Consider the following 13,674-nt stretch of genomic DNA (forward strand, 5'->3'; position numbering starts at 1 on the left):
ATTAATTACAGTTAAATGGCCTGATTTAGTTGCGCCAGCAAAGGCTTATCCTTTAAAATCATCAGTTCGTTTTGTGGACCACAAGGCTCTTGTATTGTCTTACTCCGCAAAATGCACACGTTCTCACTTTTATTTATACAGAATCAGCCAAGTGGCCCTGCGTGTGGGTCACCACTGGACTAAGGATTATTCATGCCTGTAATTACTCTGCCAGACGGAAGCAAACGCGAATTTGCTAATCCTGTCTCCACGCTAGATGTTGCTGCCGATATCGGCCCTGGCCTTGCTAAAGCTTGTGTTGCTGGACGCGTAAATGGTCAGTTAAAAGATGCTTGTGATCTGATTACCGAAGACGCTGAACTCTCTATCATCACCGCTAAAGATCAACAAGGGCTGGAGATTATTCGCCACTCTTGTGCGCACCTGTTAGGCCATGCCATTAAACAGCTGTGGCCAGAAACCAAAATGGCCATTGGTCCAGTGATCGACAACGGTTTTTACTATGACGTGGATTTGGAACATAAGCTGACCCAGGAAGATCTGGACAAGCTGGAAGCGCGGATGCTCGATTTGGCAAAAACTGATTATGACGTCATCAAGCGCGTCGTCAGTTGGCAAGAAGCGCGTGATGCGTTTGCGCAACGAGGTGAGCCATACAAAATGGCGATTCTTGATGAGAACATCAGCAAGGACGATCATCCGGCGTTGTATCATCATCAGGAATACACTGATATGTGCCGCGGCCCCCATGTGCCTAACATGCGCCTCTGTCATAATTTTAAATTGATGAATGTTGCCGGAGCTTACTGGCGTGGTAATTCCGACAATAAAATGCTGCAACGTATTTATGGCACCGCTTGGGGGGATAAAAAGGCTCTCAAGGCGTACTTACAGCGTTTGGAAGAAGCCGCAAAACGCGACCATCGTAAGATTGGCAAGCAGCTTGATTTGTATCATATGCAGGAAGAAGCCCCCGGTATGGTGTTCTGGCACCATGATGGCTGGAGTATTTTCCGTGAACTTGAGCGCTTTGTTCGCACCAAACTGGATGAATATGATTATCAGGAAGTGAAAGGTCCATTCATGATGGATCGAGTCCTGTGGGAGCGCTCTGGTCACTGGGACAAGTACTCTGAAGCCATGTTCACCACCTCCAGTGAAAACCGTGAATATGCGATTAAGCCCATGAACTGTCCGGGGCATGTACAGATTTTTAATCAAGGGCTTAAGTCATATCGTGATCTGCCATTGCGCATGGCTGAATTCGGTAGCTGCCACCGTAATGAACCGTCAGGCTCCCTGCATGGTCTGATGCGGGTCCGCGGTTTTACTCAAGATGATGCTCATATTTTCTGTGCTGAAGAACAGGTACAACAGGAAGTAAGCAGTTGTATCCAGATGGTGTATGACATCTATTCGACATTTGGCTTCCAGAATATTGTGGTCAAACTGTCCACTCGTCCCGAAAAACGGATTGGAGACGATGCGATGTGGGACCGAGCGGAAGCTGCGTTAAAACAGGCACTGACCAACAACCATATCGAATATGAAATCCTGCCGGGCGAGGGCGCTTTCTACGGTCCTAAGATCGAGTTTACCTTACATGACTGTCTAGATCGTGCATGGCAGTGCGGCACCGTACAGTTGGACTACGCATTACCGGGGCGTCTGGGCGCAACTTATGTGGCTGAAGATAATAGTCGCCAGGTGCCGGTGATGATCCATCGCGCCATTTTAGGGTCGCTTGAGCGTTTCATTGGTATTTTGATCGAAGAATATGCCGGTAAATTCCCAGTATGGTTGGCACCTGCACAGGTTGTGGTGATGAATATCACGGATAAGCAGTCTGATTACGTTGAAGAAGTCGTTGGTTTCTTTAAGTCTCATGGCATTAGAGCTTGTAAAGACTTGAGGAATGAGAAGATTGGCTTTAAAATACGCGAGCACACATTGCGAAGGGTTCCCTATTTGCTGGTTGTAGGCGATCAGGAAATGGAAAATCGGGAAGTCGCAGTACGCACCCGGGACGGGGTCGACTTAGGCAAAATGAGCATAGAGGCTTTTGCAGCCCAAGTAACTAAACAGATTTCGCTCCGTAGTCTTGAATTGTTGGAGGAATAGGTCATAAAGATCAAAAAAACAGCAGGCCGTCAGGCGGCCCCGAACAGAATCAATGATGAAATTACCGGCGTATCAGAAGTACGATTGGTAGGGATTGAAGGAGAGGCTCTTGGAGTTGTTGGTATTAGACAAGCCCAAGAACAAGCTGATGAGGCCGGATTAGATCTGGTTGAGATTAGCCCAAATGCCGAGCCGCCTGTATGCCGTATCATGGACTACGGTAAGTTTTTGTTCGACAAGGCGAAGGCCCAAAAAGAACAGAAGAAGAAGCAGAAACAGGTCCAGGTGAAGGAAATCAAATTCCGCCCTGGTACTGATGAAAACGACTATCAGGTAAAACTACGCAACCTGGTTCGTTTTCTAGAAGACGGAGACAAAGCGAAAGTTACGTTGCGTTTCCGCGGGCGTGAACTGGCACACCAAGGGCTGGGTATGGAACTATTGAACCGTATCAAAGCCGATCTTGATGAAGTTGCAGTGGTGGAGGCTTTCCCGAAAATGGAAGGTCGTCAGGCTGTGATGGTGCTGGCGCCGAAGAAAAAATAGTAGGGCATACAAAGTAGTGAGGAAGTTTTTCCAAACTCGCCTTACGTTTTATTAATTATCCCAATGCGGAGTTTTTAGTAATGCCAAAAATGAAAACTGACCGCGGTGTGGCTAAGCGTTTCAAGAAAACCGCTAATGGTTTCAAACGCAAACAAGCCCATCTGCGTCACATTCTGACCAAGAAGAGCACCAAGCGTAAGCGTCACCTGCGCGCTAAGTGTTTAGTTGCAAAAGTCGACGTGCCAATGATCGCACGCCAGCTGCCATACGCTTAGTAGGAGGATTGAAAGATGCCAAGAGTTAAGCGTGGTGTAACTGCACGTGCTCGTCACAAGAAAGTTCTGAAACTTGCCAAAGGTTACTACGGTGCCCGTTCACGTACTTATCGTGTAGCGGTTCAAGCGGTAACTAAAGCTGGTCAGTATGCCTACCGTGACCGTCGCCAGAAAAAACGTCAATTCCGTCAACTGTGGATTGCACGTATCAATGCGGCTTCTCGTCAGAATGGTCTGTCTTACAGCCGTTTCATCAACGGTCTGAAGAAAGCGTCTATCGAAATCGATCGTAAGATTTTGGCAGACATCGCCGTATTCGATAAAGTTGTATTCGCAACTTTAGTAGAAAAAGCGAAAGAAGCACTGGCAAACTAATTAACTAATAATTAGTTGTTGTTGCATTAAAAAGGGACCAATGGTCCCTTTTTTACTGCTTGTAGAAATTTGCATTAGCAAATTTAGTACCGATAACCGTTAAGGCGTGTAAATTCCTACCACATCAATGCGGTGCTGCTTCGATGCTTTATCGAGGTCAATGCGCCCACGATTTTCAACGTCCATGAAGTCAAATGCGGGTAAATCTGCCTCAGCAACCTCACCAGAGATTTCGGCATTGGGATCTTGCCGCAGCGATACAAAATCAAAAGCGTTACGGTCCACGCCTTGCGATGGTGCAGTGTTTTGCATGGCTGTGAAAATCGTTTCAATGCGACCAGGGAACTGTTTATCCCATACTTTGAGCATGTTCTTAATTTCGGCTCGCTTAAGATTTTCCTGAGAACCACAAAGATTACAGGGGATAATAGGAAAGCGCTTAAGTTTAGCGTATTCAGCGATATCTTTTTCTCGGGAATAGGCGAGGGGACGGATCACCACATTTGCACCATCATCAGATAATAGCTTGGGGGGCATGGCTTTCATTTTGCCGCCATAAAACATATTGAGAAACAGCGTCTCAATGATGTCATCCCGATGATGCCCCAGTGCGATTTTGGTCGCACCAATCCGCTGTGCAAAACCATAGAGTGTCCCTCGACGCAAGCGCGAGCATAAAGCACAGGTGGTTTTCCCCTCAGGGATCTTGTCCTTCACAATGGAATAGGTGTCTTTCTCGAGAATATGATAGGGGATGTTTAGGTTATCTAAATAGGCCGGTAGTATGTCTTCCGGGAATCCTGGCTGTTTTTGGTCAAGATTCACGGCAACAACTTCAAAATTTACCGGAGCCCGCTGCTGCAGATTAAGCAGAATGTCCAACATAGCATAACTATCTTTACCTCCGGACAAACAACACATTACCCGATCACCTTCTTCAATCATATTGTAATCGGCAATGGCACTACCTACTTCACGGCGCAAGCGTTTCTGTAATTTGTTGAGACGAGTTATCTGTTTTTTATCGAGTTCAGTTGTTTCAGCCATAAAAAAACGCGCCCAGTTACTGCTTAAGTCAGGGCGCGTATTATTCCAGCTAATGTTTTTAGCGTAAAGGGTTAATCTTCCAACGGCGACTTGTAGCCATCAGGTTTAATCGCCAGTAAATCACAATTAATAGAGTCAATGACATGCTCGGCAGTGTTGCCTATCAGGGCAGCAGAAAAGCCTGTTCGACCAACAGTCCCTAGAATTACCAGTTCAGCATCAATTTTTTCCGCCACTTCGGGGATCACATCCTCAGGCAAACCTTCTTTTACATGGCAGTTCTTGCAATCGATTCCATAATTGTTGGCAAGGTAGTTTACACGCTGCTCATGCTGCATACGGATGGTTTCGTTGTAGGTATGGGCATCAAAATCAGGCAGCTCTATTGCCAGATTCACCGGCGTTCCCGGATAGCCATTCACCAGATGAACCTCAGCATTAAACTTAGAAGCTAGCACCTGTGCATGTTCAATAATCCTGCCATTCAACGATAAATGATCTTCATCTTCAGACGCGACATTGACCGCACATAGAATTTTTCCATCCAACGGCCAAGCTTTTTCTTTTACCAATAACACGGGCAGGGGGGCCTTACGTAACAAATGCCAGTCTGTCGGGGTAAAGATAACCGCCTTTAACTTGTCGTGTTCATGAGTACCTTTAACCAGCAGATCAAATTTCCCCTCTATCGCAAATTTGATGATGCTTTCAAACGGACGGTTATGCCACACGACTTCGGACTTAACATCTATCCCCCTTTCCTGATAGGGCTTAATCATATCTGCCAGCCAGGCCTTACGCTGGTTGATAACACCGAGTCGCATGGCTTCCCGTTCCTGGTTCGACAGGATAGAAGTCATTTCGTATGAGAGATCAAAGATAGATAAGAACGCTGTGACAGAAGCATTCGTGCGACTAGCAAGCTCAGCCGCTCTTGCTAAGGCAGATTGCACGTCAGAGGTGGGATCAACAACAACCAACAATTTTTTATAGTCCATCATGGCGGTTTTCCTTTTTCCAGATGACACAACTATATCATGTGCTATCACTGGTAATTTGTCTTGCTGAAGATCAAAAAAATGATATTGGCTACAGGGTTAGTGGGCTATACCCCCAAGTTCGTATAGCGCTGACGAATCAACAATTGTGATGTATTTACCATTAACTTCAATCAATCCTGATTTTTGAAAACGGCCTAATAGTCGACTGATAGTTTCTACAGTAAGACCTAAGTAGTTACCAATGTCACCACGAGTCATGCTTAAGCGAAATTCACGCGGAGAAAATCCACGGTTTCCGTAACGAATCGCCAAATTACCAATGAAAGCAGCTAACCGTTCTTCAGCATTCTTTTTGCTGAGCAGTAGGATCATGCTTTGATCTGTCATGATTTCACTACTCATCATCCGCATGATCTGTTGTCGTAGTTTAGGCATGGTGCCAGACAGTTCATCTAGGGTGTTAAAGGGAATTTCGCATACCATGGATGTTTCTAACGCTTGCGCAAAACTTTGATGCTGCTGCGCGTGAATGCCGTCAAAACCAATAACATCGCCTGCAAGATGAAATCCGGTGATCTGCTCATCACCTTGTTCAGTAATGGTATAGCTCTTAATGGTTCCAGAACGAATGGCATACAGAGACTTCAGTGAATCCCCGGACTTAAACAATTGCTCGCCTTTTTGAATCGGTTTCTTGCGCTCGATAATATTATCGAGCTGATCCAATTCATTGTTGTTGAGCGTAAACGGGATGCAAAGTGTCCCCATACTGCAGTCATGACAATGAATTGCACAGCCCCCGGTTGCAGGACGGCGGAGTTTATTACTATCAATAGCCATATTCGTTCTCGTATAAAACTGCCGCTGCCATGTTAACCAAAAACCAGCAGCACTACCAGTCAGCGAATAAAATCCTTTACGAAAATACGACGTGATGCAAGTTGTGACTAAGCTTAACGGTTACGTGAGAGAGTGAGGAGAGAATAAGACCAACTTATAAAGCCATATTTCTGATAAATATATGATTAATAATGATTTTTGTCTATTAAATCATGTTTTTTTGAAAGGGAGTTAGAACCATCATCAGGCTCTATCAACTCTGTAGTTTTAGATTTTACACCTGCCTTAAGCCAAAAAAGCAGCCCTAAACCAATAAGCACCAGCAGCATTACCAAGGGCAAAATTATGTACATGATGTTTATGGTCAATTCCTGTATCCTCAACGAGAATGCTACATATCAACCGTATTTTACCTAGACAAAAATATCTTGACTAGAAGTCTTGAGCCATATTTGCTGCCATCGATGACATTCAGCCAATCGGTATATCCAGACTTTTATCGCAGGTGTCGGCTGCGATACGTTCAAATCTAAAGACCAGATGACCTCATAACTGCACAGTGAATACGGTGAAGTTGAAATCATCCCGTTGACGTCTGAACTGTATGCCCAGATGTTGGCCAGTGATGTTGTCGCCGGTGCTGACTGCGATGCCAGCGAAGGCTGAGCACAGCGGAGCGGCCAGCACTGGCAACGGCCAAAATCACACAGCCATCCAGCTAAGCACGCAAATAGCCTCACTTATAAATGCGTACAATGTATATTATGTTAAATTACATATAACCAATTACAATCACCTTTTCTCTGCTCATACCTAGTTATGTTCACTCTTTCACGCTGAGTTTTCTGCTCGGTGTGATCTACAGGATACAGGAACAGATTATTTAATCTGAACTAATGCAGACCATGCGCTACCTAATCACTTTTCAACGCTTAAATCGTTAATTGCGATCGCTGCTTTTTTTATCGTCAAAACTCCTAACACACGAGTTAAAGAAAGATCGGTTTTCATCTTCAACTCTTCTGCAAGTCTGCAGATTTCCATATTGAAATAATTCATCTCAGTCTCTCGATGTGCTTTGATATCCTGAAGCGTCGAAATCAACTGTCCAGCTGATATTTTACTAATAGCATGTATTCCCTCAATAATTTCTTCCTGATTAATTTCAATACCTGCTTGATTTGCAACGGGTACACATTCTTTTACAACATTTGCCGCTAACGCCATAATTGCTTCATCACGATCGAAAATACCATTATCCGTGTCTAGCAGTGGACAAATAGAATTGAACACCGCATTGATTATGCCCTTTTTCCAAACTTGATATTGAATATCAGACGCATTGTAAAAACACAGCGCTTTAGTATTGATTACGTCTGCAATGTTAGTTGTTTTCTCATCAATACCTTCAAGTAAACCAATCGGCGATGGTTTAACCATGCGAGCTGTATAGGTGCCCTCTTGTATTTTTTCTGCAGTGATATACACAACACAGCGCGATACACTACGAAAACCTTTATTCAGGAACGGACGTTCGATACCAATTCCATTTTGCATAAGCACTATATCTATTGCACTTGCATTATTGGATAAAACGTCAGCTAAATATTCATTAGCATTGGCTTTCGCCGTTATGAGCAGAAGTCCTTTAATCGATCTCATTGAAGACAGCGGCTTAGATATTACGCTTTGTTCAAGAACACAACCATCACTGGACTTTACGGTTATCTTTTGAGTAACACTTACCGCAGAAGTATGTATTCGGAGCACCTCAGCCAACTTACCAGAAGCATTAAGGTGAGCTGCGAGAGAAAACCCAATGGCTCCTCCACCAACGATGAATAAACCAGACATATCTTTCATTCCTCATCATAAATGAGTTGGTTAATAAATGTTGGGCCGACGCAACCGGATAACGGTATTCGGAACTAATACCTGTGGCTCAACGTTGTAGGACCAAAGCTACCGATGAAGAAAACTGCAGCCATCGCCAGCACTACTTTGAACAATTGACCAGTGTGGAAATGCTAACAGCTGTTTATACTTTTTAAAATCGAATAAATTTGAAGTTATAGTTTTGGAATTATGAAGTGAATACAGATTTCGATATTAATGCGCTTCGCGCTATTGTGGCCGGCATTGACCTCCGTAGTTTTGCCCGTGCAGCTACACAACTCGGGCGTTCTCAATCGGCGATCAGCATGCAGTTGAAGAAACTAGAGCAACAAGCTGGCAGTCAACTGTTAGTTCGCAAAGGCAGAACCCTAGTTCTCACCGCTGCGGGCGAGACGTTGGTTGCTTATGCACGACGTATCATCGCACTCAATGATGAAGCTGCACTTGCGCTTGGCGCAACATCCACTACGGCTAGCGTTCGACTTGGACTGCCCCAGGATTTTTTTGAAGATGTAATGCCGGCAACCTTATTTGAATACTCCCGCACGCATCCAGGGGTTCATGTTGAGGTTCAGGCCGGTCCGAATCATATTCTTGCTGAGGAAATTAGAGCGGGACGGCTGGATGTTGCTATGACATTCTATCCAGAAAACGCTTCAGGACGCGAAGGTTATCTACTCGGCAAGCTACCTATGCACTGGATGGCACACGAAAATTTTGTACTAGATTGCTCAGATGCGCGATTACCTTTGGTGCTGTTTGATCACCTTTGTTTGTTTCGACAATCGGCACTTACTGCACTCGAACAAGCAAATAAACGATGGCGAGTGGCGGTTACAACCCCTAGTTTGCCGGGAATTTGGGCTGCTTTGCGTTCACACCTCGGAATTGCCATACGCACAGAACATGGCAAGCCCCATGACATTCGGTGCGTTGATAAGACATTGGATCTTCCACAACTTCCAGCCATTGCACTCAAGCTGCTTGTCTCTTCAAATGCGTCTCCTGCGGCTCAGGATCTGAGTAAACTGTTGACACACGAAACCATTAGGCTAGTCGCTCCCAACTGAGGACCGCTACACGTTATAAGGTTTCCTTCATGAACTCGTACAAAGATCGCCATTTTTTATCAGCCAAGGAATAGTCTGGATTATCAAAATCATATGTTGGCGGTACAACAATGGTTTTGATGCCGGCGGCTTTTGCAGCTTTCATTCCAGATACCGAGTCTTCAAAAGCAATACAGTGTTTCGCAGTCACTCCAAGTTTTTGCAACGTTGAGAAATAGACAGCGGGATGTGGCTTACCATGTTCCATATGTTCAGATGACGAAATGCCATCAAAGCACTGAGCAATATCAAGTTTTTCTAAAACTGTGTTAATCAAACGGTAGGGAGAGTTTGTCGATAATCCTACCTTATAATTTCTGCTACAAAAGGAATCGATTATCTGTTTAGCACCCGGCATAGGCACACCGTGTTTTCTTATCAATTCATCTACGCAATCAATGACATCATTTTCAACATCTTCAATAGATTTTCGTTTCCATGGGAAACGCTGATACCAAAACTCGGTAACGTCTCGAGTCGTCATGGTGGCGGTTTCACGACATAATGGGTCTGACAGTTCAACACCCATGGATGAAAACACCTTTCTCTCCGCTTTCGCCCAAAATGGTTCAGAATCAATCAGAAGACCATCCATATCAAAAATTGCCGCCACTGTGCTCATGTCCTTCCGCTCCTACCTTATAGAAAACGCGTCTATGGTAATAAAATTTAGTTTCGAGATCATATAAGGTCACAGTCAAAAAATGGGCCGCTTAAGTTTCAGAGTGTGTTAGAAACTCATGTAGCGATCACTTTTACTCAAGCAATCCTGGAATGAAAGCGGATTCACCCTACTTATTTGGCATAGAGATAAAGCCCTTTATCAATGAAAACCACCGGTTGGGTTTTAGGGCTAAAAATGAAAAAAGCCCGCTGCAGATGATACAGCGGGCTTCCAGAAATTTGGCGGAGGAGCAGGGATTTGAACCCTGGGTGGGGGTAAACCCACGCCGGTTTTCAAGACCGGTGCATTAAACCACTCTGCCACCCCTCCGAACGGCCGAAATATTAGCGTCAACCCGGATGGCTGTAAATATAATTTGTGATAAGTCCATACCGTTTGTTCATTCAGTGCACAAGCTGCATATTAATTTTGCAGTGATAACAAAAATTAACCATATGACTTGTGTCACCTACCACTATTATTTTACCTTTGTGTCTTCAAAAAGACTCAAAGGACCGGTCTACTATGCTCTCGGAACAATCTTTGGAATTGATCGATCTGGTAGCGCAACTAGGCAGCTTTACCGCAGCAGCTAACCATTTGAACAAAGTTCCTTCGGCGGTGAGTTATGCTATCAAACAAATTGAAGACGAAATTGATGTAGTGCTATTTGAACGGCATCATCGCAGTGTTTCTCTAACGCCTGCAGGGAGCTATTTTGTTGAAGAAGCGCGCCAGGTTTTGAAGGCAATGGCGGTGTTGAAACAGGACACTGTTAAAGTGGCCAACGGCTGGCGTCCAACACTGTCAATAGCATTTGATAGTGTGGTTCGCGCAGATCGGATGGCTTATCTGATCCGGGATTTTTATGCTCATTTTTCTGATGTCGAATTGGTCATTCGCAAGGAAAATTTTAATGGTGTATGGGAGTCTTTAGTCAGCGGTCGCTGTGATATGGCCTTGGGCGCTACCGCTAGTATTCCCGTTGGTGGCCCATTTTTATCTAAATCAATGGGGAAACTGCATTGGTGTTTTGTAGTTGCCGCTGATCATCCCTTAGCCGTCATTGATGTGCCGCTGCTCGACGAGGCATTACTCCCCTATCCTGCAGTGTGTTTGACGGACACTAGCTGGCAATTTGTTGCTCGTGAATTTTCGGTGTTACCACAACAAAGAAGAATTCAAGTTCCTGATTGGGTGCAGGCAGTTAATCTATTTCGTTCCGGGCTCGGCATCGGTTGGCTTCCGCGCCATTTGGCTCAAGGATTTATCAAATCCGGTAGTTTGATTGAGAAAACTGTCGTCAATCCGTTACCGGACAGTGATTGTGCATTGGTGTGGAACAACCGTTGCCAGTCTCCGGCGATGCAATGGCTATTGCAGTATTTAGGGGATGAACAGCAACTGCGTCATTACTGGATAGATGAACATTCAGCATAGATTCATGAAACTATGTGATAAAATGGCGCAAGTTGATATGTCAGGCGGAACTTGCTGGTTAGCAGCAACGTCTAAAGTTCATATCCTGGCATGATTACAGTATTTTGGAGAAGTATATGAATCAGGAAATCCTTTATCCCTCACGCGCATCTGGTGTCGTCGTCAATAAGATGATACGTAACACCTATATGTTACTGGCAATGACATTGGCGTTTTCTGCGGTCTGTGCTGGTATTGCCATGGCGTTGCAGATTTCACCATTAATGTCCTTGGGATTATCCATCGGTGGTCTGATTTTGTTGTTCGTAACACTGCGTAAAGCAGAATCAGCAGCGGGATTGCTATGGGTATTTGCCTTCACCGGGATGGAAGGTGCATCGTTGGGTTACATCCTTAACCATTATGCTGGAATGGCGAATGGCCCAATGCTCATCATGCAGGCATTAGGATTAACGGCGGCGATTTTTGTGGCCTTGTCTGGTTATGCATTAACCACCAAAAAAGATTTTTCCTTTATGCGTGGTTTCCTGATCGCCGGACTCGTAGTGGTACTGGTGGCTGGTATTGTGAATATTTTCCTCGGTAATAGCGCGGTATTTATGGCGTTAAATGCGGGGGTGGCCTTACTGATGACCGGGTTTATCCTGTTTGATACCAGCCGGATCGTCAACGGTGGTGAGACCAATTATATTCGCGCTACGATTTCCTTGTATCTGGATTTTCTTAACCTGTTCGTTAGCCTGCTGCATTTGCTTGGTGCAGGTAGTGATGATTAGTCCGCGCCAAAGGTAATAGTTTTAGGTAGAATGGCCCTGTTAATCAGGGTCATTTTTATTTTATGAGTAAACTAATCATCTTAGTTACTGGTCAGGTTTACGGCCCGGCCAGTGGTTGGCATGCATTGCAATTTACCCAAGCGGCATTAGCCGCTGGCGAACAAATTCATTGCGTATTTTTTTTCAGAAATGGCGTAACGCAATCCAACGCGTTAGTTTGCCCCGCTTCAGACGAGACCGACCTGCTGCGAGAGTGGCAAAAAATAGCAGATCAATATCATGTGCCATTGATTAACTGTGTTTCTGCCGCTTGGCGTCGAGGCATTATGTCGGCAGACGATGCTAAAGAGAACGGGAGAACAGGCCATAATCTAGCAGAACCATTTATTATGGGCGGACTAGGAGAGTTGGTAACGGGCATCGAACAGGCAGACCGGGTGGTGAGTTTCTAATGAAAGCGATTGCAATCATATTCCGTCAAAGCCCGCACGGTAATGCTGCTGGACGTGAAGCGCTGGATCTCGCGTTGATGGCCGCTACTTATGAACAACAGGTTCACCTGATATTTATTGACGAAGGCGTACTCAATCTTTTGGGTAATCAACAACCGGAGCTAATTGGCTGTAAAGATTATATTGCCACGTTTAAAGCACTGGATTTGTACGAAGTCGCATCGGTGATCGTCAGTGAAGTGTCGCTCTGTGGCTTCGGGCTGGATAAAACGGCATTGGTCTACCCCGCTACAGTGGCTGATGATGGCCAAATCCGTCAACTATTAGAGCAGGTAGATGAGGTACTGGTATTTTGAAAATCTTACATCATATCTGCAGCTCGCCGTCAGAAAGCAATGCCCTCGCCTGCGCGTTGAGATTTGTTGGACCCAAGGATACGCTGTTGCTGGCAGGGAATGCGGTTACCGCTGCGTTGCTGCCGCATTGGCTTAATGCGATGGATGGATATGATCTTTGTTTGATGAAGGCTGATGTGGAAGCCAGAGGATTAATGACTCAGTTAACGCGTTTTCGGCAAATTGATTATGCGGAATTTGTGGCGCTGACATTAACACATCATAAAGTAATCTCGTGGTAATTATGATCGAATTTAATGGAAAACAGATAGCGACTGATACTCAGGGGTATTTATTGGATGTCAATGACTGGGAACCGGCGTTAGCACCTATCATTGCCGATGGCGAACAGATATTGCTTACTGATGCGCACTGGGAAGTGATTAATTTTGTTAGAGAGTTTTATCTAGAGTATAAGACCAGTCCGGCGATCCGAGTGCTTGTTAAGGCGATAGGACAAAAGCTTGGGCCTGATAAAGGTAATTCAAAATACCTCTATACCCTCTTTCCTATCGGACCAGCCAAACAGGCCACCAAGATTGCAGGTCTGCCAAAACCAGCCAAGTGTATCTAACAATCAAATGACAAAAAGCCCCTGTAGCAGGGGCTTTTTTACACAAGATGTTGATAAACCAAAATGGCGGCTTTCCCTATCGTTGCCAGTGCCAACACCGTAAAAACGGCTATCACGGCCACATAAGTCAGCCAGCGCAGATAGCGCCCGCTATTATTCATAT

17 protein-coding genes and 1 tRNA gene are annotated in these 13,674 nt (G+C 45.0%); 11 read left to right on the forward strand and 7 right to left on the reverse strand.

Features of this window, described 5'->3' with window-relative positions:
- Positions 1 to 192 precede the first annotated feature (192 nt).
- From thrS to rplT, 4 genes are all read left to right on the forward strand, one after another.
- Positions 193 to 2,121: a threonine--tRNA ligase gene (gene thrS, locus IE064_RS03185; RefSeq protein ID WP_189616338.1), complete on the forward strand. Its 1,929-nt coding sequence runs from the start codon at positions 193 to 195 to the stop codon at positions 2,119 to 2,121.
- Between the two features lie 3 nt (positions 2,122 to 2,124).
- Positions 2,125 to 2,667, forward strand: a complete 543-nt coding sequence (infC, locus tag IE064_RS03190; protein ID WP_189616589.1) for a translation initiation factor IF-3 — start codon at positions 2,125 to 2,127, stop codon at positions 2,665 to 2,667.
- An 80-nt stretch (positions 2,668 to 2,747) separates the two neighbouring features.
- Positions 2,748 to 2,942, forward strand: coding sequence for a 50S ribosomal protein L35 (rpmI, locus tag IE064_RS03195; RefSeq protein WP_133039519.1), 195 nt, complete (start codon positions 2,748 to 2,750; stop codon positions 2,940 to 2,942).
- Between the two features lie 15 nt (positions 2,943 to 2,957).
- Positions 2,958 to 3,317, forward strand: a complete 360-nt coding sequence (gene rplT / locus IE064_RS03200; RefSeq protein WP_133039520.1) for a 50S ribosomal protein L20 — start codon at positions 2,958 to 2,960, stop codon at positions 3,315 to 3,317.
- Positions 3,318 to 3,416: 99 nt separating this feature from the next.
- Here rplT and ttcA read toward each other — a convergent pair whose 3' ends face one another.
- From ttcA to IE064_RS03220, 4 genes are all read right to left on the reverse strand, one after another.
- The gene (gene ttcA, locus IE064_RS03205; protein ID WP_189616339.1) at positions 3,417 to 4,364 is read right to left on the reverse strand and encodes a tRNA 2-thiocytidine(32) synthetase TtcA; all 948 of its coding nucleotides are present in this window, start codon (positions 4,362 to 4,364) and stop codon (positions 3,417 to 3,419) included.
- 71 nt (positions 4,365 to 4,435) lie between these two features.
- Positions 4,436 to 5,365: a universal stress protein UspE gene (gene uspE / locus IE064_RS03210; RefSeq protein ID WP_189616341.1), complete on the reverse strand. Its 930-nt coding sequence runs from the start codon at positions 5,363 to 5,365 to the stop codon at positions 4,436 to 4,438.
- 96 nt (positions 5,366 to 5,461) lie between these two features.
- Positions 5,462 to 6,205 carry an electron transport transcriptional regulator EtrA gene (gene etrA, locus IE064_RS03215; RefSeq protein WP_189616343.1) on the reverse strand — a complete coding sequence of 248 codons (744 nt, stop codon included), beginning with the start codon at positions 6,203 to 6,205 and terminating at the stop codon, positions 5,462 to 5,464.
- A 918-nt stretch (positions 6,206 to 7,123) separates the two neighbouring features.
- Positions 7,124 to 8,059 carry a ketopantoate reductase family protein gene (locus tag IE064_RS03220; RefSeq protein WP_189616345.1) on the reverse strand — a complete coding sequence of 312 codons (936 nt, stop codon included), beginning with the start codon at positions 8,057 to 8,059 and terminating at the stop codon, positions 7,124 to 7,126.
- 236 nt (positions 8,060 to 8,295) lie between these two features.
- Here IE064_RS03220 and IE064_RS03225 point away from each other — a divergent pair, with 236 nt between their 5' ends.
- The gene (locus IE064_RS03225) at positions 8,296 to 9,171 is read left to right on the forward strand and encodes a LysR substrate-binding domain-containing protein (RefSeq protein ID WP_189616347.1); all 876 of its coding nucleotides are present in this window, start codon (positions 8,296 to 8,298) and stop codon (positions 9,169 to 9,171) included.
- Positions 9,172 to 9,184: 13 nt separating this feature from the next.
- Here IE064_RS03225 and hxpB read toward each other — a convergent pair whose 3' ends face one another.
- Both hxpB and IE064_RS03235 read right to left on the reverse strand, forming a co-directional pair.
- Positions 9,185 to 9,832, reverse strand: coding sequence for a hexitol phosphatase HxpB (hxpB, locus tag IE064_RS03230; RefSeq protein ID WP_189616349.1), 648 nt, complete (start codon positions 9,830 to 9,832; stop codon positions 9,185 to 9,187).
- Positions 9,833 to 10,114: 282 nt separating this feature from the next.
- Positions 10,115 to 10,204 (reverse strand) — tRNA-Ser (locus IE064_RS03235).
- Positions 10,205 to 10,399: 195 nt separating this feature from the next.
- Here IE064_RS03235 and punR point away from each other — a divergent pair.
- The 6 genes from punR to IE064_RS03265 all read left to right on the forward strand — a co-directional run bounded on the left by punR (position 10,400) and on the right by IE064_RS03265 (position 13,511).
- A complete protein-coding gene (gene punR, locus IE064_RS03240) occupies positions 10,400 to 11,314 on the forward strand; it encodes a DNA-binding transcriptional activator PunR (protein ID WP_189616351.1) in 915 nt (304 codons plus the stop codon).
- A gap of 116 nt (positions 11,315 to 11,430) precedes the next feature.
- Complete coding sequence (locus IE064_RS03245) at positions 11,431 to 12,090, forward strand: Bax inhibitor-1/YccA family protein (RefSeq protein WP_133039151.1); 660 nt, start codon at positions 11,431 to 11,433, stop codon at positions 12,088 to 12,090.
- Positions 12,091 to 12,152: 62 nt separating this feature from the next.
- The gene (gene tusD, locus IE064_RS03250; protein ID WP_189616352.1) at positions 12,153 to 12,542 is read left to right on the forward strand and encodes a sulfurtransferase complex subunit TusD; all 390 of its coding nucleotides are present in this window, start codon (positions 12,153 to 12,155) and stop codon (positions 12,540 to 12,542) included.
- A complete protein-coding gene (tusC, locus tag IE064_RS03255; RefSeq protein ID WP_189616355.1) occupies positions 12,542 to 12,898 on the forward strand; it encodes a sulfurtransferase complex subunit TusC in 357 nt (118 codons plus the stop codon). The genes tusD and tusC overlap by 1 nt, the downstream gene beginning before the upstream one ends.
- Positions 12,895 to 13,179 (forward strand): sulfurtransferase complex subunit TusB, encoded by a 285-nt coding sequence (gene tusB / locus IE064_RS03260; protein ID WP_189616357.1) that lies wholly within the window; start codon positions 12,895 to 12,897, stop codon positions 13,177 to 13,179. Before tusC ends, tusB begins: the two co-directional genes overlap by 4 nt.
- Before the next feature lie 2 nt (positions 13,180 to 13,181).
- The gene (locus IE064_RS03265) at positions 13,182 to 13,511 is read left to right on the forward strand and encodes a TusE/DsrC/DsvC family sulfur relay protein (RefSeq protein WP_283166073.1); all 330 of its coding nucleotides are present in this window, start codon (positions 13,182 to 13,184) and stop codon (positions 13,509 to 13,511) included.
- A gap of 38 nt (positions 13,512 to 13,549) precedes the next feature.
- Here the strand turns inward: IE064_RS03265 and IE064_RS18225 are convergent, their stop codons facing one another.
- Positions 13,550 to 13,672: a hypothetical protein gene (locus IE064_RS18225; protein ID WP_268244727.1), complete on the reverse strand. Its 123-nt coding sequence runs from the start codon at positions 13,670 to 13,672 to the stop codon at positions 13,550 to 13,552.
- Positions 13,673 to 13,674 lie beyond the last annotated feature (2 nt).

Source organism: Shewanella fodinae, assembly GCF_014651955.1.
Taxonomy (GTDB): Bacteria; Pseudomonadota; Gammaproteobacteria; order Enterobacterales; family Shewanellaceae; genus Shewanella; species Shewanella fodinae.

Coding starts and splice junctions, on each gene's coding strand:
- thrS (WP_189616338.1), top strand. CDS start 193: ATGCCTGTAATTACTCTGCCAGACGGAAGCAAACGCGAATTTGCTAAT.
- rpmI (WP_133039519.1), top strand. CDS start 2,748: ATGCCAAAAATGAAAACTGACCGCGGTGTGGCTAAGCGTTTCAAGAAA.
- rplT (WP_133039520.1), top strand. CDS start 2,958: ATGCCAAGAGTTAAGCGTGGTGTAACTGCACGTGCTCGTCACAAGAAA.
- ttcA (WP_189616339.1), bottom strand. CDS start 4,364: ATGGCTGAAACAACTGAACTCGATAAAAAACAGATAACTCGTCTCAAC.
- uspE (WP_189616341.1), bottom strand. CDS start 5,365: ATGATGGACTATAAAAAATTGTTGGTTGTTGTTGATCCCACCTCTGAC.
- etrA (WP_189616343.1), bottom strand. CDS start 6,205: ATGGCTATTGATAGTAATAAACTCCGCCGTCCTGCAACCGGGGGCTGT.
- IE064_RS03220 (WP_189616345.1), bottom strand. CDS start 8,059: ATGTCTGGTTTATTCATCGTTGGTGGAGGAGCCATTGGGTTTTCTCTC.
- hxpB (WP_189616349.1), bottom strand. CDS start 9,832: ATGAGCACAGTGGCGGCAATTTTTGATATGGATGGTCTTCTGATTGAT.
- punR (WP_189616351.1), top strand. CDS start 10,400: ATGCTCTCGGAACAATCTTTGGAATTGATCGATCTGGTAGCGCAACTA.
- IE064_RS03245 (WP_133039151.1), top strand. CDS start 11,431: ATGAATCAGGAAATCCTTTATCCCTCACGCGCATCTGGTGTCGTCGTC.
- tusD (WP_189616352.1), top strand. CDS start 12,153: ATGAGTAAACTAATCATCTTAGTTACTGGTCAGGTTTACGGCCCGGCC.
- tusC (WP_189616355.1), top strand. CDS start 12,542: ATGAAAGCGATTGCAATCATATTCCGTCAAAGCCCGCACGGTAATGCT.
- IE064_RS03265 (WP_283166073.1), top strand. CDS start 13,182: ATGATCGAATTTAATGGAAAACAGATAGCGACTGATACTCAGGGGTAT.
- IE064_RS18225 (WP_268244727.1), bottom strand. CDS start 13,672: ATGAATAATAGCGGGCGCTATCTGCGCTGGCTGACTTATGTGGCCGTG.